The 24,158-nt window shown below is 75.2% G+C and carries 26 protein-coding genes and 1 pseudogene; 16 read left to right on the top strand and 11 right to left on the bottom strand.

Features of this window, described 5'->3' with window-relative positions; genetic code table 11:
• The first annotated feature begins 93 nt into the window (after positions 1-93).
• Complete coding sequence (locus AB0K51_RS05130; RefSeq protein WP_363450704.1) at positions 94-816, top strand: carbon-nitrogen hydrolase family protein; 723 nt, start codon at positions 94-96, stop codon at positions 814-816.
• Positions 817-824: 8 nt separating this feature from the next.
• On the opposite strand, the gene AB0K51_RS05125 is transcribed toward AB0K51_RS05130, so the two are convergent.
• Complete coding sequence (locus AB0K51_RS05125; protein WP_363450671.1) at positions 825-1,319, bottom strand: DUF5709 domain-containing protein; 495 nt, start codon at positions 1,317-1,319, stop codon at positions 825-827.
• 173 nt (positions 1,320-1,492) lie between these two features.
• On the opposite strand from AB0K51_RS05125, the gene AB0K51_RS05120 reads away from it, so the two are divergent.
• A complete protein-coding gene (locus AB0K51_RS05120; RefSeq protein ID WP_363450669.1) occupies positions 1,493-2,365 on the top strand; it encodes an HAD family hydrolase in 873 nt (290 codons plus the stop codon).
• Positions 2,366-2,375: 10 nt separating this feature from the next.
• Here AB0K51_RS05120 and AB0K51_RS05115 read toward each other — a convergent pair whose 3' ends face one another.
• Positions 2,376-2,996, bottom strand: a complete 621-nt coding sequence (locus AB0K51_RS05115; RefSeq protein WP_363450667.1) for a DUF5701 family protein — start codon at positions 2,994-2,996, stop codon at positions 2,376-2,378.
• A 201-nt stretch (positions 2,997-3,197) separates the two neighbouring features.
• On the opposite strand from AB0K51_RS05115, the gene AB0K51_RS05110 reads away from it, so the two are divergent.
• Complete coding sequence (locus AB0K51_RS05110) at positions 3,198-6,023, top strand: AAA family ATPase (RefSeq protein WP_363450665.1); 2,826 nt, start codon at positions 3,198-3,200, stop codon at positions 6,021-6,023.
• Positions 6,024-6,257: 234 nt separating this feature from the next.
• Here AB0K51_RS05110 and AB0K51_RS05105 read toward each other — a convergent pair whose 3' ends face one another.
• Entirely contained in the window at positions 6,258-6,500 is a 243-nt protein-coding gene (locus tag AB0K51_RS05105) for a hypothetical protein (protein ID WP_363450663.1), read from the bottom strand.
• Positions 6,501-6,745: 245 nt separating this feature from the next.
• Between AB0K51_RS05105 and AB0K51_RS05100 the strand changes: the two genes are divergently transcribed.
• Entirely contained in the window at positions 6,746-6,940 is a 195-nt protein-coding gene (locus AB0K51_RS05100; protein ID WP_363450661.1) for a hypothetical protein, read from the top strand.
• A gap of 108 nt (positions 6,941-7,048) precedes the next feature.
• A pseudogene (locus AB0K51_RS05095) lies at positions 7,049-7,210 on the top strand (DUF6210 family protein); the annotation flags it as partial.
• A 27-nt stretch (positions 7,211-7,237) separates the two neighbouring features.
• Here AB0K51_RS05095 and AB0K51_RS05090 read toward each other — a convergent pair.
• The 5 genes from AB0K51_RS05090 to AB0K51_RS05070 form a co-directional block, all read right to left on the bottom strand.
• Positions 7,238-7,645 carry an Imm7 family immunity protein gene (locus AB0K51_RS05090; RefSeq protein ID WP_363450659.1) on the bottom strand — a complete coding sequence of 136 codons (408 nt, stop codon included), beginning with the start codon at positions 7,643-7,645 and terminating at the stop codon, positions 7,238-7,240.
• Positions 7,646-7,776: 131 nt separating this feature from the next.
• Positions 7,777-8,913, bottom strand: coding sequence for a hypothetical protein (locus tag AB0K51_RS05085; protein ID WP_363450657.1), 1,137 nt, complete (start codon positions 8,911-8,913; stop codon positions 7,777-7,779).
• The gene (locus tag AB0K51_RS05080; RefSeq protein ID WP_363450655.1) at positions 8,910-9,398 is read right to left on the bottom strand and encodes a hypothetical protein; all 489 of its coding nucleotides are present in this window, start codon (positions 9,396-9,398) and stop codon (positions 8,910-8,912) included. Before AB0K51_RS05080 ends, AB0K51_RS05085 begins: the two co-directional genes overlap by 4 nt.
• A gap of 80 nt (positions 9,399-9,478) precedes the next feature.
• Complete coding sequence (locus AB0K51_RS05075) at positions 9,479-9,604, bottom strand: hypothetical protein (RefSeq protein ID WP_363450653.1); 126 nt, start codon at positions 9,602-9,604, stop codon at positions 9,479-9,481.
• A 207-nt stretch (positions 9,605-9,811) separates the two neighbouring features.
• Positions 9,812-10,696: a LysR family transcriptional regulator gene (locus AB0K51_RS05070; protein ID WP_363450651.1), complete on the bottom strand. Its 885-nt coding sequence runs from the start codon at positions 10,694-10,696 to the stop codon at positions 9,812-9,814.
• An 80-nt stretch (positions 10,697-10,776) separates the two neighbouring features.
• Between AB0K51_RS05070 and AB0K51_RS05065 the strand changes: the two genes are divergently transcribed.
• From AB0K51_RS05065 to AB0K51_RS05020, 10 genes are all read left to right on the top strand, one after another.
• Positions 10,777-11,748 (top strand): EamA family transporter, encoded by a 972-nt coding sequence (locus AB0K51_RS05065; protein WP_363450649.1) that lies wholly within the window; start codon positions 10,777-10,779, stop codon positions 11,746-11,748.
• An 83-nt stretch (positions 11,749-11,831) separates the two neighbouring features.
• Positions 11,832-12,611, top strand: coding sequence for a GNAT family N-acetyltransferase (locus tag AB0K51_RS05060; protein ID WP_363450647.1), 780 nt, complete (start codon positions 11,832-11,834; stop codon positions 12,609-12,611).
• A 134-nt stretch (positions 12,612-12,745) separates the two neighbouring features.
• On the top strand, positions 12,746-13,597 hold the full coding sequence (locus tag AB0K51_RS05055) for a DUF4253 domain-containing protein (RefSeq protein WP_363450645.1): 852 nt from the start codon (positions 12,746-12,748) through the stop codon (positions 13,595-13,597).
• 184 nt (positions 13,598-13,781) lie between these two features.
• Positions 13,782-15,188 carry an EF-hand domain-containing protein gene (locus AB0K51_RS05050; protein WP_363450643.1) on the top strand — a complete coding sequence of 469 codons (1,407 nt, stop codon included), beginning with the start codon at positions 13,782-13,784 and terminating at the stop codon, positions 15,186-15,188.
• A gap of 157 nt (positions 15,189-15,345) precedes the next feature.
• The gene (locus AB0K51_RS05045; protein ID WP_363450641.1) at positions 15,346-15,747 is read left to right on the top strand and encodes an SsgA family sporulation/cell division regulator; all 402 of its coding nucleotides are present in this window, start codon (positions 15,346-15,348) and stop codon (positions 15,745-15,747) included.
• A gap of 186 nt (positions 15,748-15,933) precedes the next feature.
• Positions 15,934-16,704, top strand: coding sequence for a hypothetical protein (locus AB0K51_RS05040; protein ID WP_363450639.1), 771 nt, complete (start codon positions 15,934-15,936; stop codon positions 16,702-16,704).
• Positions 16,705-16,770: 66 nt separating this feature from the next.
• Positions 16,771-17,772, top strand: coding sequence for a TIGR01777 family oxidoreductase (locus AB0K51_RS05035; protein ID WP_363450637.1), 1,002 nt, complete (start codon positions 16,771-16,773; stop codon positions 17,770-17,772).
• A 113-nt stretch (positions 17,773-17,885) separates the two neighbouring features.
• On the top strand, positions 17,886-18,503 hold the full coding sequence (locus AB0K51_RS05030; protein WP_363450635.1) for a TOPRIM nucleotidyl transferase/hydrolase domain-containing protein: 618 nt from the start codon (positions 17,886-17,888) through the stop codon (positions 18,501-18,503).
• A gap of 84 nt (positions 18,504-18,587) precedes the next feature.
• A complete protein-coding gene (locus AB0K51_RS05025) occupies positions 18,588-19,334 on the top strand; it encodes a phosphotransferase (protein WP_363450633.1) in 747 nt (248 codons plus the stop codon).
• A 189-nt stretch (positions 19,335-19,523) separates the two neighbouring features.
• Complete coding sequence (locus tag AB0K51_RS05020; RefSeq protein ID WP_363450631.1) at positions 19,524-19,979, top strand: hypothetical protein; 456 nt, start codon at positions 19,524-19,526, stop codon at positions 19,977-19,979.
• Between the two features lie 25 nt (positions 19,980-20,004).
• On the opposite strand, the gene AB0K51_RS05015 is transcribed toward AB0K51_RS05020, so the two are convergent.
• The 3 genes from AB0K51_RS05015 to AB0K51_RS05005 form a co-directional block, all read right to left on the bottom strand.
• A complete protein-coding gene (locus tag AB0K51_RS05015) occupies positions 20,005-20,997 on the bottom strand; it encodes a hypothetical protein (RefSeq protein ID WP_363450629.1) in 993 nt (330 codons plus the stop codon).
• Between the two features lie 58 nt (positions 20,998-21,055).
• Positions 21,056-21,703: a hypothetical protein gene (locus AB0K51_RS05010; RefSeq protein ID WP_363450627.1), complete on the bottom strand. Its 648-nt coding sequence runs from the start codon at positions 21,701-21,703 to the stop codon at positions 21,056-21,058.
• Between the two features lie 103 nt (positions 21,704-21,806).
• A complete protein-coding gene (locus AB0K51_RS05005; protein ID WP_363450625.1) occupies positions 21,807-23,351 on the bottom strand; it encodes an FAD-dependent monooxygenase in 1,545 nt (514 codons plus the stop codon).
• Positions 23,352-23,446: 95 nt separating this feature from the next.
• Here AB0K51_RS05005 and AB0K51_RS05000 point away from each other — a divergent pair, with 95 nt between their 5' ends.
• A complete protein-coding gene (locus AB0K51_RS05000; RefSeq protein WP_363450622.1) occupies positions 23,447-24,091 on the top strand; it encodes a helix-turn-helix domain-containing protein in 645 nt (214 codons plus the stop codon).
• Positions 24,092-24,158 lie beyond the last annotated feature (67 nt).

The following is a 24,158-nucleotide window of genomic DNA, read 5'->3' as shown; positions in this document are numbered from 1 at the left end:
CGGCGGGAACGGGGCCGACGCCACCTCCGAACTGACGTGCGCGCCGGGGATACCCTTCGGTGGGTCGGTTCTCGGGAGGATGTGGTCGTGGTGGTGCGGGTGGCGGCGGGGCAGTTCAGCTGTGTGCCGGGGGAGGTGGCGGCGAACGTCCGGCAGATCGCCGCCTTGGCCGGGCAGGCGCGTGACGCGGGCGCGGCGGTGCTGGTCACGGCCGAGCTGGCGCTGACGGGGTACGCGCTCGAGGAGATCGCCGCGGACCGGGGGTTGTGGGCGGGGCCGGAGGATCCGCGCCTGGACCCGGTGCGGGTATCGGGGGTGGCGGTGGTGGTCAACGGGGCCGCGCCGGGGCCGGACGGGCGGCCGCAGATCGTGAGCACGGTGTACGGGCCGGACGGCGCGGTGCTGACGACGTACGCCAAGGAGCACCTGTACGAGCAGGAGCAGGGGGTGTTCGCGCCGGGCGAGGGCGGCGGACGGTTCTCGCTGGACGGGGTGGGGTACTCGCTGGCGACCTGCTACGACAACCACTTCCCGGAGGTCAGCGCGCGGAACGCCGCCGCGGGGTGCCGGGTGCACCTGGCGAGTTCGCTGTACGGCACCGGGGGCGGGCGGGAGGAGCGGCGCACCGTGCACCCGGCGATCGCGAAGGCGACCGGGATGTACGTGGTGCTGGCGAACCACGTCGGCCCCGCCGGGCCGTGGACGGGCTGCGGGGGCAGCGCCGTGTGGGCACCGGACGGGGCCGTGCTGGCGGAGGCGGACGAGAGCGGGCCGCGACTGCTGGTGGCGGAGCTGGACCTGCCGCCGGCGGGCTGAGGGGGCGGTCAGCGGTAGTCGTCGTCCGGGACGCGGTCGGCGAGATCGTCCAGGACGGTGAAGCGGACCGCCTCGCGCAGGGTCTCCTCGGGGACGGCGTCGTCGAACTCGGCCTCCGCGTCGTCGTCCGGGTAGACCACGTGGACGGCGGCCTCCTCGGCGCTCGCGGCGTATCCGTCGCGGCCGACGTCGGTGCCCTCGGTGTCGATGCCGTCCTCCATAAGGCGGCCGGCCCGCGGGGACGGGCCCTCGGCCCAGCGGTCGTCGACCGTCTCCGGGAGCTCGTCCGGCTCCTCCTCGGCGAGCAGCTGCTCCAGGGACTCGCCGCGCTCGGCCTCGGACGGGGTGGTGCCGTACGCGGTCGCCCCGTGGTAGCCGTCCGCGGGGATCAGGCCGGTGTCCAGCGGGTCGTCCTCGAGCCGGTCCGTCAGCAGCGAATCGGCCGGTTCGAGAACGCCGTCGTCCTCGGCGGGTTCCGGGTCCTGGGCGTCCCAGTCGGTCATGTCAGCACCTGTCCTCGTCACTCGGGGTGAGGTCCAGCCCGCTTTCATGCTCGCCAGGGAGCGACCCGCCCCGCAACACGGGGCGGTGGGAGGGAGCGCGTCTTGACGCCGGGGGCGGGTGGGGCGAGGATCGCCGCGAGGTGTGTTAGGAAAGTTTACTAATTGGGGTTGCGGTGCGAGCGGACGGCTTCGGGCGCGGCGGTGGCGGGACGGTGCGGCTGGTCGCCACCGACCTCGACGGGACGATCGTCCGCAGTGACGGCACCGTCTCGGCGCGGACCGTCGCGGCGCTCAACCGGGCGGAGCGGGCCGGGGCGCGGGTCGTCCTGGTCACCGGACGGCCACCGCGGCTGATGGCCCCGATCGCCGCCGCGTTCGGTCACCGCGGCACCGCGATCTGCTCCAACGGCGCCTTCCGGTACGACCTGCGCACCGGCGCGGTCACCGCCGAACGGGCCATCCCCGCGGACGTCCTCGCCGAGGCGGCGACCCGCCTGCGCGCGGCCGTGCCCGGGATCGGACTGGCGGTGGAGTACGCGCACGGGCTGGCCGCCGACCCCTGGTACGAGGCGGGCGAGTGGGACGCCGACACCGTCGTCGACCGGGTCGGCGACGGAGAGCTGTTCGGGCGGGCCGCGCCGAAACTGCTCGGGCGGCACGCGACGCTCGGCGCCGACGAACTGCTCGCGCGGGCCCGCCCGGCCCTGGACGGCCTGGTCACCGCGTACCACTCCAACGGCGAGCGGCTGGTCGAGGCGATCGGCTTGAAGGTCAGCAAGGCCGAGGCCCTGGCCGAACTGGCCGCCGAGCACGGCATCGGCCCCGCGGAGACCGTCGCCTTCGGCGACATGCCCAACGACCTTCCGATGCTGGCCTGGGCCGGGCGGTCCTACGCGGTGGCGGGAGCGCACCCGGAGGTGCTGGCGGCGGCGGACGAGGTGGTCGGGGGGAACGACGCGGACGGGGTGGCGGAGGTGCTGGAAGGGCTGTTCGGAGGCGGGGAGCAGGGCGCCGGGCCCGGCGCATCCGGCGGTGGTGGGGCGTAGCGGCGGCGGGTCAGGTGGTGCGGTGGGCGGCGGAGGCGAAGCCGAGCCAGGTGTGGCGGTTGCCGGCCCAGCACCAGCCGACCTTGGGGGCGTCGCGGCGGGAGCGGCCGTCGCGGCCGGTGCCGTTGCTGATCCAGATCGCCGGGGTGCGGGCGTCCAGGGAGCGGCCGTCGGGCTTGGGGCGGCGGGAGCCGATGGTCATGAAGCAGCGGCCCCGTTCGAGCGCCTCGGGCTGCTGGAGCAGCCAGAGCAGGCCCTCGGTGAGCAGCAGCGGGGTGCGGTCGGCCGCGTGGAGGGCGGGGAGGGCCTCGTCGGGGCTCCAGTTGGCGAGGTCGTCGCCGCGCCGGACGTCCTCCAGCAGGTACGCGGGGGCGGCCGGGACGTCGAGGTCGGCGCGCGGGGCGAACTCGTCGACATCGGTCATGTCCTCGACCACGAAGCCCGGCAGGCCGGGGTGGGCGACCAGCGGCGCGAGGCGGGAGGCCGGGGCGGCGGCCGGGGGGAGGGCGAGCAGGCCGGGGCGGTCGGGGAGGACGGCGACGGCGGTGTGGAGCTCCGCGGTGGCCAGGCCGAGGGAGATCAGGCGGTCGGCCTGGGCGGGGAGGGAGGGAAAGGTGGGGGTGAAGGGCATGCCGCTCCTCGGGCCGGGGTGGGTGACGGGGGGTCAACGGGTTGTCGCGGTGCGGTGTTCCCCGCAGGGCTGACGGAGTGTCGGACGGCGTGGGGGGTGGGCCGGGCGCGGGCTTCGGCGGCGGTGGCGCGATGATGGGGGGATGGGAGTCAGCCAGGCTTGCTGCGGGGTGCCGTCCGCCCGGACCGGCGGGTGGGGTGGGTGGACGTGACGCGGGCCGGTCGGTGGGGGTTCGTCGGTCGGGAGCGCGAGCTGGAGCGGCTGCGCGCGGAGTTCGGCGCGGCGCCCGCGGTGGTGCTGGTGGAGGGCCCGGCCGGGGTGGGGAAGTCGCGGCTGCTGGCGGAGGCGCTGGCGGGCGAGCGGGCGCTGACCGGGTACTGCCACCCGGTGGCGCAGCCGACCGCGTACGGGCCGGTGCTGGACGCGTTGCGGCAGTGCGGTCCGCTGCTGCCGCCGGTGGCGCAGCTGCCGCCGAGCGCCGGGGCGCTGGCCGGATGGCTGCCGGACCTCGCCGGGCGGCTGCCCGAGCCGGTCGACGGCGGGGACGAGGCGTACCGGCTGGTGCAGGGCGTGCGGGCGCTGCTCGGCGCGCTCGGCCCGGTGGTGCTGGTGGTGGAGGACGCGCACTGGGCCGACCGGGCGACCCGCGAGCTGCTGCTGGTGCTGGCCCGCGACCCGCTGCCGCAGCTGACGCTGGTGGTGAGCTACCGGGGCGAGGAGCTGCCCGAGGGCGCGTCCGTGCTCGGGGCGGCGTACCGGCGTCCGCCCGGGGTGGCCGGCGGGGTGCTGCGGGTGGAGCCGCTGGACGAGGCGGCGGTGCTGGAGCTGGCCCGGGCGGCGCTCGGCGCGGCGGCCGGACCGGCGCTGGCGCGGGCGCTGTACGAGCGCGGCGGCGGCCTGCCGACGGCCGTCGAGGAGGACCTGGCGGCGCTGCGCGAGGGTGGCCCGCACCCCGACCCCGTCGCTGAGCTGACGGAACGTCAACTGCCGCTCGCAGTACGGGAGTCGGTCGCTGAGCGGCTCGCCGGTCTGGGGGAGTCCGCGCGGCGGGCGGTCGAGGCGGTGGCGGTGCTCGGCGAGCCCGCGACGGAGGAACTGGTCGCCGAGGTGGCCGACCTGCCGGCGCAGGCGGCGTCGGCGGGACTGGTGGAGGCGCTGCGGGCGGGCGTGCTGGCCGAACCGTCCGCCGCCCGGTACGCGTTCCGCTGGGAGCCCGCCCGGCAGGTCGCGTACCGGGCGGTGCCCGGGCCGGTGCGGGCCGCGCTGCACCGGCGGGCGATCGGGGCGCTGAACGGGGCGCAGCCGCGTCCGCTCGGCCGGATCGCCGCGCACACCAGGGCGCTCGGCGACCGGGAGGCCTGGTGGCAGGCGGCCGAGGCCGCCGCCGGACAGGCCGCCCAGCGCGGCGACACCACGCTGGCCGGTCCGCTGCTGCGCGAGCTGCTCGCCGACGCCGAACTGGGACCCGAGCGGCGCGGCCGGGCCGCCCGCGCGCTGTCCGCGATCGCCGCCAACGCGGCCGACGACACCGCCAGCACCCAGGCGCTGGCCGGGATCATCGCCGACCCCCGGCTGCCGGTCGCCGACCGCGGCGAGATCCGGCTCACCCTCGGCCTGCGGCTCGCCGTCCAGGGCGGCGACCGGGCCGGGTTCGCGCAGATCGAGCAGGCCGCCGACGAACTGGCCGAACGCCCGGCCAGGGCCGCCCGCGCGCTGGTCGCACTCGCCATGGACGAACGCGGCGGCGGAGGCAGCACCGCCGCATGGGAGCGGATGGCGAAGGCCGCCGCCGCACTCGAAGCCGAACCCGACGAGGAGGTCGCCGCCGCCTACCGGGCCACCCGGCTGACCTTCCAGGCCCGCGAGGGCGACCCCGCGCTGTGGCCGGAGCTCGACCGGCTGCCCCGCGACTCCACCAACCCCGAGGTCGTCCGGCAGACCACCCGGGCGCTGTACAACGTCGGCGACATCTCCCTGGACACCGGCCACGACCAGCGCGCCGGCCGCCTGCTCGCCGAATCCCGGGCGCTCGCCCGGCAGGCCGCCATCTCCTACCTGGAGTGCTACAGCCGGATCGCCCTGCTGCGCCTGGACGGGCACGCCGGGCGGTGGCAGGGCCTGGAGGAGCGGTTCGCCGCACTCGGCACCGAGTTCCCGGACGTCGCCATGGCCGGCGCCGAACGCGCCATGCTGCTCGGCCGGATGGCCGCCGCCCGCGGCATGCTCTCGGTCGCCCGCGCCGAGTTCACCGCCGCCGCCCGCTACGGCGAACGCGAGTCGCAGGTCACCGCGGGGCTGCGGTCCGCCGCCGGACTCGGCGCCCTCGACCTCGCCGAAGGCGACACCGCGGCCGCCGCCAAGGTGCTCGCCCCCGCCGTCGCCACCCTGCGGCAGGCCGGCGCCTGGGCGCGCTGCGCCGAACTGCTGCCGGTCGCCGTCGAGGCGTCCCTGGCGGTCGGCGACGAGGGCGCGGCCCGGCACCTCACCGAGGAGGCCGCCGAGGCCCTGCACGGCATCGACGCCCCCGCCGCGCTGGCCGCCCTCGACCTGGCCCGCGGCGTCCTGCTCGACGGCACCGACCCCGGAGGCGCCATCGAGGCCTTCCGGCGGGCCCGGGACGCCTGGCGGGCCGTCGGCCGCCCCTACGAGGCCGCCCGCGCCGAGGAACGCCTCGCCCGCGCCCTCGCCGAACGCGACCCGCAGACCGCCGCCGAACGCCTGGCCGCCGCGGAAGCCGCCTACACCACCCTCGGCGCCGCCTCCGACGCCGCGCGCTGCCAGCACATCCGGCGCGACCTCGGCCTCGGCCGCACCGCGTCGCCCGGCCGCCGCGGTTACGGCGAGGCGCTGTCGCCGCGCGAGCGGCAGGTCGCCGAACTGGTCGGGCAGGGCGCCAGCAACCAGGACGTGGCCCAGGCGCTGTTCCTGTCGCCGCGGACCGTCGAGCACCACGTGGCCAACGTGCTGCGCAAACTCGGCGTCGGTCGCAAGGAGGTGGCGGAGGCCCTGGCGGAGACCGAGAGCTGAGGGCCGTCGGGCTCTCGGGTGGCGGTGCTGACGAGGCGTCGGGGGTTTCGGGTGGCGGTGCTGACGAGGCGTCGGGGGTTTCGGGTGGCGGTGCTGAGGGGCCGTCGGGCTCTCGGGTGGCGGTGCTGACGAGGCGTCGGGGGTTTCGGGTGGCGGTGCTGAGGGGCCGTCGGGGGGTTCGGGTGGCGGTGCTGACGAGGTGGCGGGGGTTTCGGGTGCGGGCCTGACGGTGTGTCAGCGCAGGCGGACGGCCGTGGCGGCGGTGAGGTCGATGCCCGCGCCGCGGCGGTGGCGCAGGGCCGGGTGGGCCTGCGCGGTGGCCGCGGCCTCGGCGAGGGCCGCGGGGTGGGAGGCGGCGCGCACCGCGAAGGTCTGCTCGCCGCGGCCGCCGTCCGGCCCGCTGGTGGGCATGGTGACCAGCCAGAGCGGGAGTTCGGGTGACGGCAGCGGGCGGGGTACGGCGACGGCGAGGGTCATCGGAGGCTCCCTGGGGGAGGAGGCGCGGGGGAATGCTGCCAAGCAAAGCGCGGGGGCCCGGCGTGATCAATGCGTAGCGGTACCCAACCCGGGGCAGGAAGGGTGGGTAGGCGGGGCCCCGGCGTGCCGGTACCCAGTGTTCGGCGCGGACGATGGGTAGCGGCTACGCATTGATCGGGCCCGGCCGCAGCCGGTTTGCTTGGCGGTGTTCCGATTAGGCCCCCCGAACCGCCACGGAGGTCCCGATGACCCGCCGCGAACGCTTCCGCCTCTACGCCGAAGCGCACTTCACCGTCACCGACGAGCCGCCCGCCCGCTCCCGCTGCCGCGGCACCGTCGAGCGGCAGACCCGCCAGGCCCGCCTGGCCTCCCTCGCCCGCCTCACCCCGGCCCGTCCGGCCCGCACCCCGCACGTCCAGGACCCCTCTTACGGATCATGACGTGGTAGTCGGCTGGCCTGTGCTCGGCTCCTGGTCGTGGCTGACGCAGACGGCGACAGGAGGTACATCGAGCTCGACCCTGACGGCAGTTGGTCCGGTCGAGGCTGGATGTTCGTCATCGTGGCCGCGCCGACCGGCGTGATCTACCAGAACCAGGGCGGAGGATCCGATTGCATCCCGTACGAGCAGGAGGGCTATCTGATCCCCCTGCTCGGGCGGGACCTGGACCACGACTTGAAGGAGATCTTCGTCAAGGAGCTGAAGGGTTGGGGGAGCAGGGACGCCCGGTCAGGGGTGTCAGCTGATCCAGGGATCCTCCAGGACCGGGATGCAGGGGGAGAGCAGGGCGTCCCGGTGTTCGGTCACCTCGCCTCGGACGAGGCGGAGCACGCGGAACTCGTTGCTGTGCACCGGGTGTTCGTCGTCGTGGATGTACAGCACACCGAACGAGCCGGGGGCGAGGCGGCCGACCTCGCGGAAGAGGGCGGGGATCTCCGGATCGGCGTGGTTGCGGAAGCCCCCGAGATGAAGGAAGAGTTCACCGTTCATCCGCCGCAGCTGCAGCAGATCCGGGCTGTCGAGTGCGCGGATGCGCTCCTCCACCCGCGCGGCGGTCTCCGGCAGGATCAGGTCGTCCCACTCGTCGTCCTCGTCCGAACCGCCTGCGCTCATCCGCAGCGTGATCCACCCGTGGTATTCGAACATGCCGGGAGAATAGCCGGGATCGGCCGGGCGGTGACCGGCGCCCTCGGATCCGCTACGGACCACCTCGGCCTTCGGCGGCCCGTCCGGTACCCGGTGCGACGGGGTCCGGAACGGGGCGAACGGGAACGGCCCTACCGGGCGGCACGCGGCCCCGACCGGACCCTGCCGAGCAGTGCCACCGCCGGCTGGAGCAACGGGGCAGCCACGGGCACGGACAGCACCAGGGCGATCGTGGTCGCGCCGACGCCGTGCCACCACAGCGCTCCGACGACGGTGCCGGCCGAGGACCACCAGGCCCAGGCGGCGGCCGCGCCGAACCCGACGCCCACGACCAGGCTCGCCACCGCGTAGAGCGCGAGCCCCCGGTCCTGCCGGACGCCCTGCCTGCGCAGCACATCGCGCAGCGCGGCCATCGAGCGACCGAAGAGGTCACGGACGCCGAGGAGGTCGCACAGCAGCCAGTAGCCGTCCAGTTCGAGGACCGGCGCAAGATTGACCGCCACGGTACTCAGGCACAGGGCGCTTCCCCAGGTGCCGACGGCCACCCACACGGGCTCCGGGAACCAGTGGGTGGAGAGCACGAGCAGCCCGCCCAGTACCGCATCCGCGACCGACCCCGCGGCGGCCTGCGCGATTCGTGCTCGGCGGGGAAGCAGCAGGACGGCCGAGGCGTCCACGTAGAAGCAGGGCGCCCCCCAGTAGAGACCGACACCGACCACGCCGATGTCCCGTCCGTGGTGTGCCAGCACGAGGGCGTGCGCGATCTCGTGGATCACGATCAGGCCGAACGCGACTGCCAGGAGCACGAGTCCGGCCGGTAGCGGATCGAGCGCGGACACCGGCGCCGGGCCGGCGGTGTGCACGGCCGCGAGCACCAGGGACGGGCCGGTCAAGGCCAGCGCGCTCCACCCGACAGCGACCCGTACCCGCCTCGGGAGCAGGTCGGTCAGCCGGCGGACGATGCGGTGGGCGCCCATCACCTCGAGGCCGTCGGAGGTCAGGGCGACTCGCCGGACCCGAACAGGGGGTGAGTCGGCGAGGAATCCGTGGCCGCGAAGGCCGGTGATGACCTCCACCGCCTCCGGGCCGAACCGGCCGGAGAGTTCGTCAGCGGTGCGAGTGCCGTCGAGGGCGTCCAGCAACGGGAGCAGCCGGACGGGCAGCTCGCTGTAGGAACGGCCCGCCGGCGCGGCCAGCACCACGATGCCGTCCCGGTCACGCCGTTCGACACCGTCGGCCAGCCGGACGGTGGGCGGCGGAGCCGTCATCCCCCGGACACCGCGGGCGCCGCGGACACCGCGGACGCATTGGGCACCCCGGACGCGTCGGGCACGTCGGAAGCGTCGGGTGCCGGGGCCGGTCGCATCGCCTCCAACTGCTGCTCCATCGCCTCCACTCGACCGAGCAGGGCCTGCACGCAGGCCATCAGGACGCCGTTGGCGTCGACCATGTCGATCTCACGATCCGAGTGCCCGAGTCCGAACGCGCGAGCGAAATCCTGCGCCATCGGCCCCATGTGCCGCACCGAGTCGTGGTCGAAGCCGTACGTCCAGACGCTCAACGGCAGTTCGGCCAGCCGGGCCAGCACCTCCGCCGTGCTCTGCGGGGGCTCCACGAGTCTGCTGTTGCCACGCCGCCGGGCCAGCCGGGACCGGAACACCGACCAGGAATGGCGCAGCACGCTGGTGCGGACCGCCTCCGGCCGCGATCCGTCGGTGCGAACCCAGTCGTCCATCCGAGGTGCTGTTGTCATGTCGGCCACTCCAACGGGTCGGGCTCCCCAGCCGCCGGACCGCCGACGCGGTGGCCGAACGGCGGCTGGGGAGAGTGGGGTTACTTCGAGAGCGGCCGCACGTCGTGCTTGATGGCCACGTCGCTCTTGCCGCGGGTCTTGCGGGTCACGCCGAACACCGCGCGAGACCGCTCCGAACCACCGAAGAGACGCTGGAAGAGACGCATGACTTCCTCCTCACAACCACTGACCGGACGGCGCTCACCGCGCCGTCGGCGCTACCAACAGGCACGCGTACCAAGGGAAACGGCACCTACTTCGCGGCGGTTCAACCGGGGCCCAAACCGGATGGCGAGAGCGACCGGTGACCCGCTGCCGGGTCCGGCCGAGATCGCCCAGGTGTGGTCCAAGGGCAGGTGCGGGTTGACGGATCGTCAGGCATCGGTGTTGGTCGGGATGTGGAGGAGGTCGAGGAAGGCGTTGGCGGCGGGGGTGGGGCCGGTGAGGTTCCAGACCGCGGTTTCGACGCGGGCGGGGGCGTCGGTGACGGTGATGGTGGTGACGCCGGGGAGCTGGGGGGCGTAAGCGGCGGGGAGCATGGCGACGGCCAGCCCGGGGGCGACCAGGCGGGAGAGGTAGGCGGCGTCGGTGACCTCGAAGGCCACGTCGCGGGTGAGGCCGGCCGCGGCGAAGGCCTGGTCGGACTGGGCGCGGCCGGCGGAGCCGGCGGGGAGGTCGACGAAGGTCTCGGTGGCGAGGGTGCGCAGGTCGACGGTCGGACGGCCGGCCAGCGGGTGGTCGGGGGCGACGACGGCGACCAGGTGGCCGCGGGCGAGTTCGTGGACGGCGACGCCCGGCGGACGGGCGGTCGGGGGCAGGCCGAGGAAGGCGACGTCCAGCGCGCCCTGGCGGACCAGCTCGGCGAGTTCGTCGCTGGCGCCGACCCTCAGACTGATCCGCACCTGCGGGTACCGGGAGCGGAACTCGCGCAGACCCAGTGGGATGTCCACCGCGGTCACGGTCGGGATCAGGCCGACGGCGAGCCGCCCGCGGACCTCGCCGACCGCCGCGGCGACCTCGGCGGCCGCCCGTTCGGCCGCGTCCAGGCACTGCCGGGCGTGCGGCAGGAAGGCCTCGCCGGCCGGCGTCAGCCGGACCTTGCGGCTGGTGCGCTCGAACAGCCGGGCGCCCAGCTCCTGTTCGAGGCGGGCGATCTGGTGGCTGAGCGCGGACTGGACCACCAGGCAGCGCTCGGCGGCCCGGGTGAAGTTCCGGGTGTCGGCGACGGCGAGGACGTAGCGCAGCTGCTGGAGTTCCATGGATCCATCATGAACCACGATCGATGCGGTGAAAAACATGTGTTGGACTCATCGATCCGGTCGGGACCAGACTTCTCGACATGACAAGCCGACTCCCCGCCCCGGCCGCCCCGTCCGGCCGCCTCGGCACCCTGCCGCGCACCGCGATCACCGCGCTCGCCCCCGCCGTGTGGGGCACCACCTACCTGGTCACCACCCAGCTGCTGCCGCCCGGGCACCCGATGTTCGCCGGCCTGCTGCGCGCCCTGCCCGCCGGACTGATCGCACTCGCCGTCACCCGCGTCCTCCCGCGCGGCAGTTGGTGGGGCAAGGCGGCACTGCTCGGCATCCTGAACATCGGCCTGTTCCTGCCGCTGCTGTTCACCGCCGCCGAACGCCTCCCCGGTGGCGTCGCCGCCACGCTCGGTGCCGTGCAGCCGATGGTCGTCGCGCTGCTCGCCGTCGCCGTCCTGCGCCAGCGCCTGTCCGGACGCCGGCTGCTCTGGGGACTGGTCGGCGTGGTCGGCGTCGGACTGGTGGTGATCGGCCCGAGCGCCGGCCTCGACGCGGTCGGCGTCGCCGCCGGCCTCGGTGGCGCGGCCACCATGGCACTGGGCACCACCCTCACCAAGCGCTGGGGCCGCCCCGAGGGCGTCAGTCCACTCGCCTTCACCGGCTGGCAGCTCACCGCCGGCGGCCTGTTCCTCGCCCCGCTCGCCTTCCTGGTCGAGGGCGCGCCGCCCGCGATCGACGGTCGCGCAGCCCTCGGCTACCTCTGGCTCGGCCTGATCGGCGGCCTGCTCACCTACGCGCTCTGGTTCCAGGGCATCGCCGCCCTGCCGGTCACCTCGGTCGCCGTCCTCGGCCTGCTCTCCCCGCTGGTCGCCGCCGTCCTCGGCGCGGCGGTGCTCGACCAGACCCTCGGCCCGGTGCAACTGCTCGGCTTCGCGCTGGCGCTCGCATCGATCGTCGCCGGACAGCTGCCGGAACGGGCACGGACGGCGCGGGCGGAAGCGGTGCCGGTGCCGGTCGAGGCACCGACTCCGGTGGGGGAGACGGCAGTTCCCCGGTGAGGTCGGCGTGCGGGAGGCCGGGTGGCACCGGCCTCCGGAGCCCGGTGACCGGCCGCGACGGGTCGGCAGGCAGAATGCGGGACGTGCTCGAACTGACCTGCGACGACGAACTCCGTGCCGCCTCCGGCGACGACACCCTGCTGATGTGGGCCGCCCAGGGCTTCACCACCGGCGCCCGGGCCTGGGGCCACGGCCGCGCGGTGGCCGTGGCCTCGCCCGCCGTCTCCGGGCGGGACCGGATCGCGGTCCGGGGACCGGTCGAGGAGCTGGCACCGCTGCTGCGTGAGGTACTGCCGCAGACCGGTCCCGACTACCGACCGCTCGGCGACGCCGCCCTGATCGGCGAACTGTGCGCCGAGATGCGCGAGTTGGAGTGGCTCGGCACCTTCGGGTGGATGGACGCGGCGGGCGGCCCCGTCCAGGGCGCTCTCGGGCAGGCGGCGGCAGCCGGTGGCGCGCCGGCCGCGGAGGCGGAATCGGGGGCCTCCTGGCTGCGGGCCGAGGAGCTCGACGAGGCGGCCGAGTTGATCGACCGGCACTTCCCGTCCTCGTACGCCCACCCGCACCGCCCCGGCGCACGTGCCTGGGCCGGGGTGCGCGACGGGGCCGGACGGCTCACCGCGCTCGCGGCGGACGCCTGGGGCGCGCCCACGGTCGGGCTGCTGGCCGGGGTGGTCACCGACCCGGAGCACGGTCGGGGACGCGGCCACGGCGCCGCCGCCTGCGGACTGGTCGTCGGCGAGCTGTTGGAACGGACCGGGCGGGCCGCGCTGATGGTGGAGGCGGGGAACGACCCGGCGATCCGGCTCTACCGCCGGCTCGGCCTCGAGTGGCGCGAGCTCGCGGCGGCCCGGCAGCGCTGAGCGGGCCGGCGCTCCGCCGCCGCTGACGGCCGTGCACCGCCGAACGGCGCGGCACCGTACGCGGGCCGGGCGGCGAAGCCCGCGCCGCGAAGCCCGCGGCCGGCAGTGTCGGCGGCCGTCGCTACGTTGGCCGCATGAGTGAAGCCCTCAACGACCTGCGCCGGCTGCTGCCCTACGGTGAACTCGCCGCGGTGGCCGCCCTGTTGCCGCCCGGGCGGCTGGTCCACCCGGAGGACGAGCGCGACGCGGCCCCCGTGCTGTGGATGAGCGACGGCCCCGCCCCCGCCGGTCTCTGGGAGCGGCTCCACGAGGCGCACCCGGACAGCGGACTGTGGCCGCTGCTGCTCTGCCCGTTGCAGCGCCGGGAGGACGAGTTCCGGCCCTGGGACTCCGGCGAGTTGAACCCCAAGTGGGCCAGCGAGGTGGACCTGTACGACCCGGCCGCGCTGCTGCGCAGCGGCTGGGAGGGCGTCAGCACCCTCGGCGGCGACCCCGACGAGCAGCCCGACCCGGAGGAGAGCGCCGAACTGGCCGAGACCATCAGCCCGTTCACCGACGGCTGGCCCGGCCCGGCCGCCGCTCCCGCCCGGGTCGCGGACCCCGACCTGACGGCCCGTGCGCTCGCCGCCCGGCTGCTGGCCGGCGCTCCGTGGCTGCGGATCGGCCTGGTCCCGGCCGCCACCGGAGCGGAGGCGCTCACCGCCCTCGGCTGGACGGGGCCGATCAACCACGAGAGCGACGTCGCCAAGATCTCCGCGGTGCTGCTGGACTGGGAGCGCCGCTTCGGCACCCGGCTGGTCCAGGTCGGTTTCGCCGACCTGGAGTTGAGCGTCGCCGCGCCGCCCGCCGACCCGGACCACGCGCTGCACGTCGCCGCCGAGCACCTGGCGTTCTGCCCCGACAACATCCACCAGGGCGCCGGGTCGCTGGAGGAGTACGCCCCCGAGCTGATCGACGGCGACCACTGGACCTTCTGGTGGGACTGAGCCCGGCACTTCCCAAGGGCCTGACGGGCCGTCAATGACCAGGTAGGCCAGAACACCCGTGCGGGTGGAGATCGGCGGCCGGATTCACCACGCCGGGTGGTTTGGCCGCCGCCGGGCCGCGATCACGTCCCGGCGGCCCCCTACGGTGACGGGCGGAAACGCCAAGCCGAGGGGAACACCACAGATGACCGACACCACGACGTCGCCGGGAGCCGGCTCCCTGCTGCGCCGGACCCTCGGCGAGCAGCGGATCGCACTGGTGGCCTGGCGGCTGCTGGTGCTCCAGAACGCGCACCCCGCCGTCGCCGGCGGCGTCGGGCAGCAGTCCACGTACCGCAGCCACCCGTGGCGGCGGATCGAGCACACCATGGACAGCGGCCGTCGCCTGTTCTTCTCCGACCAGGAGGCCCTGCACCGGGAGATCCAGCGCCTCGAACGCAGCCATCGCCGGATCGTCGGCACCGACGAGCAGGGCCGCGACTACACCGCGCTCGACCCGGCCGTCCGGGTCTGGGTGCTGGTCACCCTGTACGAGGCGATGACCGCGCTGCACGAGCTCGCGGGCTCGCCGCTGCGACCGGCCGAACTCGACGTGCTGTACCGGGAGTTCCGCACCGTGTGTGCGGCCTTCGAGCTGCCCGACGAGCTGTTCCCGCCGACCGCGGCCGACGTCCCCCGGTACATCGAGCGCACCATCCGCGAGCAGTTGGAGTTCACCGGGGTGGCGCGGGACATGCTGTACACCGTGCTCACCCGGGCGCCCGCCCCGCGCCGCCTCGGCCGGCTGCGGGCCGCCTGGCCGGTGCTGCGAATCGTGGTGGCGCGCCTCCTCACCGCGCTCACCCTCGCCGACCTGCCGCCCGCCTTCCGGGCGAAGTTCGGCCTGCCGCGCACGCGTTCCGCGGCCGCGCTGTCCTGGACGGTGCACCACGGTGCCCGCCTCCTCGCCGCCCGGCTGCCCGACCGGCTGCGCTACCGCACCACCCCCGACGGCGTCCGCACCCGGGAGTCCGCCGGCGCCCGGGTGCCCCGACCCGCCCGGGCGCCGCGGTACGACACCCGGCAGGCCCGGATCGCCGCCTTCTTCCACCAGGTGATGGACCAGACCGGCGACGGCCGGCTCACCGCCGCCGACTTCCAGGCGATGGCCCACAACGTGTGCTGGCCGCTGGAACTCGACGACACCGCCGAGGCCGCCGTCCACACCGCCTTCGAGACCTGGTGGCACCACCTGCTCGCCACCACCGACGAGAACGGCGACGGCGAGATCTCCTGCGAGGAGTTCACCGCCGCCATGCTCCGCGGCATCGACCACGACCCCGACCACCTCCGCGACGGCCTGCACGTCGCCGTCCGGGCCATGTTCCACGCCGCCGACGTCGACCACAGCGGCATCCTGGACGCCGAGGAGTACCGCACGCTGTTCGGCGGCTCCCGCGTCCACCCCGCCGAACTCACGCACGGCTTCCGGCAGCTGGACGCCGACGGCGACGGCGGCATCACCGAGGAGGAGTTCGTCCGCGGCTTCACCGAGTTCTTCACCGCCCGCACCGACACCGTCTCCGGCACCCAGCTCCTCGGCCGCCCGTGAGCGCAGGTGCGGCAGCCCCGCTCGCGCCGTCCGGGGATTCCGGGGCGCACAGTGCGAGGTATCCGTGAAGATTTCGGGTCCACGCGTGGTGCGGGGCGTCCGGCGGGTAGCCGAGCGCTGTCATGCTCCATCGTCGAGCCCGAAAGGCTTCTGCCGGATGCGCGTTGCCACCAGCTGGTCCACCTCCGTCACCCTCCCCGAGAGCCCCCACCCGAGCGTCGCGATCGAAGCCGCGCTGCGCTACGACTCGGCCCTGCCCCACGCGGTGCGGCTGGCCTTCCCGCCGATGGCAGACCGCCCCGAACAGGAGTGGGTGTTCGGCCGCGACCTGCTGGACGAGGGCCGTCACCGGCCCGCCGGCGAGGGGGACGTCACGGTCGCCCCGGGCGCCCACGACGACATCCTGCTGACCCTGCGCGGCATCGGTTCCCGGGCCGTGATCAGGCTGCCCGCGGACGTGGTGACCGCGTTCCTGCGCGACTCCTTCGCCCTCGTCCCGGCCGGCCGCGAGCACGAGCACCTCGACCTCGACGACCTGCTCGACCGGCTGCTGCGCTGAGCCCGGCAGCCCGATGGCGACCGCCGTTCTCCGGCAGGGCTTGGAGGCGTGGCTGTTCGACCTGAAGGCCGTTGCGGAAGTGCCGTCCACCGGGTAATCCCGTTGATCACCCGTCGGCCGGCCGGGAGACTGTGCGCCGACTGACGAATGGCGTCCGCTCGAGGGCGCCCGGTTGACGGGAGAACGATGACGAAGTTCCGGCTGACGGTGACGCTTCCGGCCGCCGCGCAGGAGGACGTGGTGGCGGCCATCGGGGCGGCGCTGCGGCCGTTCGACATCAACGACGGGCCGGACGGCTACAACCCGGACGGCGAGTGGGACTGGTGGGCGATCTCCGGTGAACCCAACCTGGTCGCCCGGCCCGAGTGCGCCGCCGACCCGCGGCTGATCCGTCAGGACGCGCCGTCCGGGGGCGAGTCGGGGCCGCGGTGCGACGGCGGGCCGCGCGGCCTGCTCGACCTGGACGCGATGCGCGCGCTGCACGCCGCGTCGGCCGCCGCCACCTGGGCGGTGTGGGCACGGTTCGCCGCCGAACACCCGCCCGCGGAGCCGCTGTCGGCGATCCTGGCCCGCCACGGCGTGACCAGCTGGGGCGCCTCGCCGGAGCGGGAGGCGGCCCGCCGCGAACACCTCGCGCAGCCCCTGGTGCAGGCACTGGCCCAGTACGCCGTCACCGGCGGGGACCCGCACTACCCGAACAGCCTGGTGACCCAGGACCCGGTCGCGCTCTTCGCCGGCGAGGAACGGGAGTTCGTGGACCGGCAGGCCGCCGTCGCCGTCCCCACCTACGCCCTGCTCACCCTCGACGGCCAGTGGGCCGACCCCGCCAACCCCGCACCACTCGGCCCCGTCCTGCCCGGCGAGTCCGAGGCGGCCGCCTACTGGCGGCTGGCCGACGCGTACCTGCGCGGCCTGCCCGAGGACGTGCTGCTGGTGCAGGTGCTCTGCCACTGCTGACGGTCCGTCGGCACGTCCCGCGCGGTGGAATTGAACGCGTTCAGTACGGGGGTGTACGTTCGAACCGTGAAGTTCGTGATTCTCGGGGGGACCGGGCAGGTCGGAACGATGCTGGAGCGGGCGCTGCGGGCGGACGGCCACCAGGTGGTGATCCTCACCCGGACGCCGACCGCGCCGCACCACGTGGCGTGGGACGGCCGGACGCCCGGGCGCTGGGTCGACCAGCTGGACGGCGCCGACGTGGTCGTCAACCTGGCCGGGCGGACGGTGAGTTGCCGCTACACCCCGGAGAACCTGCGGCAGATGATGGACTCCCGGGTGGAGTCGGCGCGGGTGGTGGGCGAGGCGATCGGGGCCGCCGCCCGGCCGCCGCGGGTGTGGCTGCAGATGAGCACCGCCACCGTCTACGCGCACCGCTTCGACGCCGCGAACGACGAGGCGACCGGGATCATCGGCGGCGCCGAGGCGGGCGTGCCCGACTACTGGGAGTACAGCGTCCGGATCGCCCGGAACTGGGAGGCCGCGCAGGCCGAAGCGCCCACCCCGGCGACCCGGAAGGTCGCGCTGCGGGCGGCGATGGTGCTCAGCCCCGACCGCGGCGGCGTGTTCGACGTGCTGTCCCGGCTGGCCAGGCTCGGCCTGGGCGGCCCCGTCGCGGGCGGCCGCCAGTACGTGTCCTGGATCCACGAACGGGACTTCGTCCGGGCCGTGGACTTCCTGGTCGCCCGCGAGGACCTCGACGGGCCGGTCAACCTCGCCGCACCGAACCCGCTCCCGCAGCGCGAGTTGATGCGGGAGCTGCGCCGCACGCACGGGGTGCCGGTGGGCCTCCCGGCGACCCGGTGGATGGCGGAGGTCGGCGCGTTCGCCCTGCGGACGGACACCGAACTGCTGCTGAAGAGCCGCCGGGTGGTGCCGGGGCGCCTGCTGGACGCCGGGTTCGCCTTCGACCACCCGCACTTCGGCGCGGCGGCCCGCGAACTGGTCGGACGCCGGCGCGCGGTCGCCGCGGCGGGCAGAGCCGAGCCCACCGGGGCGGGCCGAGCCGAGCCCTCGGGGGCGGGCTGAACCGCGGTCGCCGTGGTGGGCTCAGCCGCGCTCTCCGGGGCGGGCTGAACCGCGTGTGCCGGGGCGGCGAAAAGGCGGTGCCGGGGTGGAGCGGGCCGGGGCAGAATCGGCGTATGGCGGACATGGGGACGTTCCGGGACGCGGTCGTCGGCTGGGCGGCGGGTGAACCCGGCGGAGCGGCCGAGGAGTTGGCCCGGCGGCTGCGGGTCCGCACGGCGGTGCTGCTGGAAGGGCCGAGCGACCGCGCGGCCGTCGAGACGCTGGCCGCGCGCCACGGCCGGGACCTCGCGGCCGAGGGGGTGTGCATCGTCCCGATGGGCGGGGCGATGACCGTCGGCCGGTTCGCCGCCCTGCTCGGGCCGCCCGGGCTGGGCCTGCGGCTGGTCGGGCTGTGCGACGAGAACGAACAGGGCTTCTACCAGCGCGGCCTGGAGCGGGCCGGGGCGCCCGGCGACGGGTTCTTCGTCTGCGCGGCGGACCTGGAGGACGAGCTGGTCCGCGCGCTGGGCGTACCGCGGGTGGAGGACATCGTCCGCGCCGAGGGCGACCTCGCGGCCTGGCAGACCTTCGGACGTCAGCCCGCCCAGCAGGACCGGCCGCCGGAGCGGCGGATGCGGCGCTTCCTCGGCACCAAGGCGGGCCGCAAGATCCGCTACGGCAGCCTGCTGACTGAGGCCCTCGAACCCGACCAGGTCCCGGCGCCGCTGCGGGGCCTGTTCCGGCACCTGTGACGGGCAGCGGGATGCGGGCGGCCGCGTGGGTGTACGCGACAAATCCGGCGACGTCGGCGGTCATTGCCCGGATACTGGTCGCCCATGGATGAGGTCGAAGTCGTCGTCGCCCATTCCGAGCGCGCGACCCTGCGCGTCGGCGACGTGTTCCTGAAGGTGGACGCCGATCAGGCGCGGATCGACGTCGAGGTCGAGGCGATGGCCCTCGTGCCGGTCCCGACCCCGAGGGTCCTGTGGCGCAAGCCGCCCGTGCTCGCGATCTCCGCGCTCCCGGGGGCGCCGCTCGGGCGTCTCGGCGGCCCGTCGACCGGGTCGCCGGCGGCGTGGGCCGCGGCGGGCGTCGCCATCCGGAAGCTGCACGACGCACCGCTGCCGCCCTGGCCGGGCAGGGCCGGGCGGAGCATCGCCGCGCTGGCGGCGGAACTCGACGACGAGTGCGAGGCACTCGTGGCGAACGGCGTCCTGCCCGCCGACCTGGTCGCCCGCAACCGCCAGGTCGCCGAGGCCGCGCTCCGGCCGTGGACCCCGGCGTTCACACACGGCGACCTGCAGATCGCGCACGTCTTCCTCGGCGGCGAGGAGGTCACCGGCATCATCGACTGGTCCGAGGCGGGCCAGGGTGACGCCCTGTACGACCTCGCCACCTTCACGCTCGGACACGAGGAGCACCTCGAGGACGTCATCGCCGGCTACGGCGCCGACATCGACCTCGACGTGATCCATGCGTGGTGGTCGTTGCGGAGCCTGCTGGCCGTTCGCTGGCTGATCGAGCACGGCTTCGACGCCTTCGCGCCGGGCTGTGAGGTCGACGTGCTGAGATCCCGGATGTGAGGCGGCGCGGCGGCCGACCGTGGATCGGTGGGGCGCGGGGGCGAGTGTACGGCAGCGCGTGTGGCGGCCGCGGGGGCGCTGCCGGGTGGTGATAGGAAGGTGGAGCGGGGCGTCGGCCGGTGGTTCGGGCGGGGCATCGTGGATCGGTGTGACGGCAGGCCGGTGGGTCGTGGCGGCGGGAGGAACGCGGTGGTGCTGAGGGCCGAGCTGTTGCCGCCCGCGGTGGACCGGCGGCGGCTGGACGAGACGGAGCGGGAGATCGGCCGGATCGAGGAGCTGGTGCGCAAGGACGACGCGTCGGCGCCCGCCGAGATCGCCGCGTTCAACGCGCGGACCGGACACACCTACCTGGCCGTCGACTTCGCCGCGTACGAGGGGAGCCGAAGCCTCGCGGCGTTCGCGCTGGAGGCCGCCCGCCCGGCCCGGCCGCGGGTCGCGGGGGTGACCAGGCCGGAACTGGTCGAACTGGTCCGCCTGGTGCAGGCCGCCGGGCCGGAGAGCGCGTGGTACCTGCGGGCGCTGCAGGCGAACGTGTCGCACCCCCGGGTCGCCGACCTGCTCTTCCACCCGCCGCTGCGGCTGCGCCACGCCTCGCCCGAGCGGATCGTCGAGGAACTGCTGCGCTACCGCTCCCTCGCGTTCTGACGGGCCGTCCGCCCGGGCGGCCGGCTCACACCGGCCGGGCGCCCTGCGGAGCCAACTGGTTGGTGGTGCTCAGGACCTGGCCCTGCGTCTTCGCCCCCGTCGAGCGGCGCAGCTCGCCCACCGCCGGATCGGCCAGCGACACCGTGAGGGTGTACGGCGCCGGGCCGCTGACGGTGTTGTGCGCGTCGACCGGGAACGCCAGCCCGTTGCTGAGCGCCTCCGCGTCGATGCCGGGGCAGAGCGCCGCGGCCGGGAGGACGAGGCGCGCCGCGGTGCCCGCGTCCGTCACCCGCACCTGGCCCTGCGGGGTGCGGACGGTGTCCTGACCGAGCGTCACCGGCAGGCCGTACGCGGCCGCGACCAGCCCGTCCGGGCCCTCGATCTCCACCGCCACGCCCTCCTTGCCGAGCGGCGCGGCCAGGTCCAGCGGCTGCGCGCCGCCCGCGGTGATGACCAGGTCGAAGGTGAACTCCGCCGGGGCGCCGCTGCTCGCCCGGTAGCCGTACGAGGAGAAGACCAGGCCGGGCCCGGGCGCCCCTTGCACGGTGACCGAGGCCGCGGCGTCCGCGAAGTGGTGGTAGCCGTGCTCCCCGCACTTGCTGCCGACGAAGGTCCCACCGTCGGGCAGGGCCGCGTCCGAGGCCTTGCCGGGCTTGCCCGGCAGCGCGGTCGAGTGGGTGCCGATCACCGGAGCGCCGGCCCGCGACGGTCCGAATATCAGACCGCCGACCACCGCGCCGACGATCAGCAGCGCCAGCAGCATCGTCCAGCGCTCGCCCCGGCTCAGCTGCCGCAGCCTGGTGAACCGTCCGCCGGAGCGGCGCTTCGCCGGACCGTCCGACGCCCAACGCCGCCCGCCCGGGTCGACCGGGGCCTCCCGGCGCCAGCGGGCGGTGAGCATCCGGGTGCGCGCGGACGGCTCCGTCACCGTGGCGGAGCGGACGAAGTCCTCGTCCAGGACCAGACCCTCGAACGGGTCCGGGTGCTCGGACGCGTCCGGCGCGCGATCATCAGACATTGCGCCAGTATGCCCGGCGCAGGTGTCCGGGCGGTTGAGTTTTCCTGCTGACGGAACGTCAGCGCGGGTCGGGGCCGTTGGCCGGGTCGGGGCCGACTGCCGGGGTGGAGCCGTTCGCCGGGGTGGAGCCGGCGAGCTCGCGCCGCGCGACCTCGCGGTCGACCTGGCGGCGGTGGCGCTCCCACAGCGGGCCCGGGCCGCTGCCGGCCAGGCGCAGTTCGCGGCGCAGGGCCGCGTCGTCGAGCTCGCGCAGGCGGCGGCCGCGCAGCGGGACCTCGCGGGCCAGGGCGTGGTCCGTCCAACGGGCCAGGGCGTGCAGGCAGTCGAAGGCGACCCGCTGGCCGCGGGCGGTGCGCGGCGGCAGCCGGAACGCCCAGAGCGGCGTGGAGCGCAGCCGCCCGCCGCGGTCGAACCGCAGGACGGTGCCGAAGCCGTGACCGGCCAGGTCCGCGAGGGCGATCCGGCGGCTCCACAGCAGCCCGCGCACCAGCACCCCGTCCGGCCCGCACAGTACCGCCTGCCGCACCGCCCGCACCCCCAGCCACCCGCCCGCGAGCACACCCAGCACGACCACCGGCCACAGCCCCGTCGACACCGTCACCGCCAGGGCCAGCACCGCCAACACCACGCCGGAGCCATAGCGCCGCCACGGCTCGTAGGCCAGCTGCAGCGTCTCGATCCCCGCCGTCTCGGCGACCTTCGCCAACGAACCGCCCCCGTTTCCCCGTTACCGGCTCCCGCGCAGAGCGGGTCCTTCATGATCCACCTGGGCGGCGGAGGGGGGAATGGGCCCAGGGGTAAAGGTCTGGTCATTCGGGGGTGGTGACGATCCGTCGGTCGGGGTGCGTGGCGAGCGTGGCGACGGCGGCGAGGAGCGTTTCCGTCGCGGTGGTCCCGGCTGTCGCCCAGGCGACGTAGCCGTCCGGGCGGATCAGCAGGGCGGTGGCGCCGAGGGGGGTCGTGGCGGTGGCTCGCACCAGGTTCACGTGCGGCGGCAGGTCGAGGCCCGGCGGGACGGCGTCCGCCAGGTCGAGCAGGACGGCGTGGCCCGACTTGAGCAGCGTCGAGAGGCGGGTGGGGGCGCCGTCCAGCGACAGGTCGGCGTCCGGGGCGCGGTGGCCGGTGAGCGGGTGGTCGCCCGGCAGCGGGTAGTGCAGGGCCAGGCCGGACATCAGGCCCGCGAGGTGCCGGTTGGCGTCGGGCAGGCGTAGCAGGTCCGTGACGATGTCGCGCAGCGCCGCGACGTCCGCGGGCGGGTTCGGGGCGGCCAGGACGCGTTGCGCCGAGGTGTGGTGCAGCACCTGCGCGCCCACCGGGTGCCGCTCCGCGTGGTAGCTGTCCAACAGGCCGTCAGGAGCCCGGTCCTGCACGGTCGCGGCCAGCTTCCAGCCCAGGTTGAACGCGTCCTGGAGGCCGAGGTTGATGCCCTGCCCGCCGATCGGCGGGTGCACGTGCGCGGCGTCCCCGGCGAACAGCACCCGGCCGACGCGGTAGTGCTCGACCTGTCGCGTCGCGTCGCCGAAGCGGGAGGAGTTGTCGACCGCGCCGAGCACGGTCTGCGGCCCGTACACCGCGTGCAGGGCGGCGGTGATCTCCTCGGGCGTCACCGGGCTGTCGCGCGCCGGCCCCGCCGAGCCGTCGGTGCGCCCGAAGGTGAGCCGGTAGCGGTCGTCGCCGAGCGGGACGAGCATCGCCCAGTAGCCGTCGGCGGCCCGCGTCAGGGTGCTGATGTGCCCGGCCCGGCGGGGCACCAGCGGTGACAGTGCGGCCAGCCGGACGTCCGCCAGCACGGCCTGCTGGGTGGCGGGACGTCCGGGGAACGGCACGTCGAGCAGCCGGCGCACGGTGCTGTGCGCGCCGTCGCAGGCGGCCAGGTAGCGGGCCCGGAGGCGCTGCCCGTCCGCGGTCGTGACGGTGACGCCGTGGTCGTCCTGCGCGGCGGCGGTGACGAGGCGGTCGCGCAGGACGCGGACCCCGGAGGCGGTCGCGCGCTCCTCCAGTACCTCCTCGATCTCCCACTGCGGCAGCCCGACGGGGTGCGGGTGCCGGGTGTCGAACGAGGTGCAGTCCAGCGGGACGGACAGCATCGCGAAGTGTCCGCCGAACGGCTCGCGGACCGCGGCGCGGGCCAGCAGCGGCGCCAGCAGCCCCCGCGACTCCAACAACTCGGCGGAGCGGGGCTGGATCCCGCCGCCCTTCACCTGCTCGATCCGCTTCGGCAGGCGCTCCAGCACCACCGTCCGCACGCCCGCCAGCGCGAGTTCGCAGGCCAGCAGCAGACCGGTCGGGCCGGCACCGACGATCACCACCTCGGTGTCGACGGCGTACGCGCCCGGGTCGGGGGACTCGGTCATCGGCAGTCAGCTCCTCGTCGAATTTCTCGCCCTGGAGCAAATGTATACCAGGTGCAGATATCTCCCGGGGAGAGCCACTTGCTACCGTGGCGGCCATGGACGGCACACCAGGCCTGCGGGAACGGAAGAAGCAGCGCACGCACGCCGCGATCTCCGACGCCGCGATCGCGCTCTTCCTCGAACACGGCTTCAACCAGGTCTCCGTGGCCCAGGTCGCGGAGGCCGCCGAAGTCTCCAAGCGCACCCTGTTCGCCTACTTCCCCAGCAAGGAAGACCTGGTCCTGCACCGCCTCGCCGACCACCAGACGGAAGCCGCCCGGGTCGTCCGCGACCGGGCGGACGGACTCGCCCCGCTGCCCGCGCTGCGCGCGCACTTCCTGCACGGCCTGGAGGCGCGCGACCCGATCAGCGGCCTCAACGACCACCCGCACGTGCTCCGGCTCACCCGGATGATCCTCGACGCCCCCTCGCTGGTGGCCCGGATGAACGGCTTCAAGGCCGACGCGGAAGCCGCCCTGGCCGCGGCCCTGCACGAGACCGCCGGGGCCGGCGAGCTGACCGCACGCCTGGCGGCCGTTCAGATCGTGGCGGTGCAGTGGGAGTTGGCCCAGGACAACGCCCGCCGGATGGCCCACGGCGAGAGCGCCGACGCCCGCCACCCGGGAGCCGTGGCCGACGCCGAGCACGCCTTCGACCTCCTCGCGTCCGGACTGGGGGAACTCGGCCGGGCCGCCGGATGACGCGTCCGCGCGGCTGCGTCGGCGGGCGCTCGCGGCTGACCCGCCGTCAGGGCGCGGCCCCGCGATG

The organism is Kitasatospora sp. NPDC049285, from assembly GCF_040678815.1.
In the GTDB taxonomy this organism is placed as follows: domain Bacteria; phylum Actinomycetota; class Actinomycetes; order Streptomycetales; family Streptomycetaceae; genus Kitasatospora.
Note: the sequence above shows the minus strand (reverse complement) of the source record. Positions and strands in the feature narration are given on the sequence as shown.

Bases quoted from the DNA above. Each gene is read 5' to 3' on its own strand.
- AB0K51_RS05125 (WP_363450671.1), bottom strand. From the start codon at position 1,319: ATGACCGACTGGGACGCCCAGGACCCGGAACCCGCCGAGGACGACGGC.
- AB0K51_RS05115 (WP_363450667.1), bottom strand. From the start codon at position 2,996: ATGCCCTTCACCCCCACCTTTCCCTCCCTCCCCGCCCAGGCCGACCGC.
- AB0K51_RS05105 (WP_363450663.1), bottom strand. From the start codon at position 6,500: ATGACCCTCGCCGTCGCCGTACCCCGCCCGCTGCCGTCACCCGAACTC.
- AB0K51_RS05100 (WP_363450661.1), top strand. From the start codon at position 6,746: ATGACCCGCCGCGAACGCTTCCGCCTCTACGCCGAAGCGCACTTCACC.
- AB0K51_RS05090 (WP_363450659.1), bottom strand. From the start codon at position 7,645: ATGTTCGAATACCACGGGTGGATCACGCTGCGGATGAGCGCAGGCGGT.
- AB0K51_RS05085 (WP_363450657.1), bottom strand. From the start codon at position 8,913: ATGACGGCTCCGCCGCCCACCGTCCGGCTGGCCGACGGTGTCGAACGG.
- AB0K51_RS05080 (WP_363450655.1), bottom strand. From the start codon at position 9,398: ATGACAACAGCACCTCGGATGGACGACTGGGTTCGCACCGACGGATCG.
- AB0K51_RS05075 (WP_363450653.1), bottom strand. From the start codon at position 9,604: ATGCGTCTCTTCCAGCGTCTCTTCGGTGGTTCGGAGCGGTCTCGCGCG.
- AB0K51_RS05070 (WP_363450651.1), bottom strand. From the start codon at position 10,696: ATGGAACTCCAGCAGCTGCGCTACGTCCTCGCCGTCGCCGACACCCGG.
- AB0K51_RS05065 (WP_363450649.1), top strand. From the start codon at position 10,777: ATGACAAGCCGACTCCCCGCCCCGGCCGCCCCGTCCGGCCGCCTCGGC.
- AB0K51_RS05055 (WP_363450645.1), top strand. From the start codon at position 12,746: ATGAGTGAAGCCCTCAACGACCTGCGCCGGCTGCTGCCCTACGGTGAA.
- AB0K51_RS05050 (WP_363450643.1), top strand. From the start codon at position 13,782: ATGACCGACACCACGACGTCGCCGGGAGCCGGCTCCCTGCTGCGCCGG.
- AB0K51_RS05045 (WP_363450641.1), top strand. From the start codon at position 15,346: ATGCGCGTTGCCACCAGCTGGTCCACCTCCGTCACCCTCCCCGAGAGC.
- AB0K51_RS05040 (WP_363450639.1), top strand. From the start codon at position 15,934: ATGACGAAGTTCCGGCTGACGGTGACGCTTCCGGCCGCCGCGCAGGAG.
- AB0K51_RS05030 (WP_363450635.1), top strand. From the start codon at position 17,886: ATGGCGGACATGGGGACGTTCCGGGACGCGGTCGTCGGCTGGGCGGCG.
- AB0K51_RS05025 (WP_363450633.1), top strand. From the start codon at position 18,588: ATGGATGAGGTCGAAGTCGTCGTCGCCCATTCCGAGCGCGCGACCCTG.
- AB0K51_RS05015 (WP_363450629.1), bottom strand. From the start codon at position 20,997: ATGTCTGATGATCGCGCGCCGGACGCGTCCGAGCACCCGGACCCGTTC.
- AB0K51_RS05005 (WP_363450625.1), bottom strand. From the start codon at position 23,351: ATGACCGAGTCCCCCGACCCGGGCGCGTACGCCGTCGACACCGAGGTG.
- AB0K51_RS05000 (WP_363450622.1), top strand. From the start codon at position 23,447: ATGGACGGCACACCAGGCCTGCGGGAACGGAAGAAGCAGCGCACGCAC.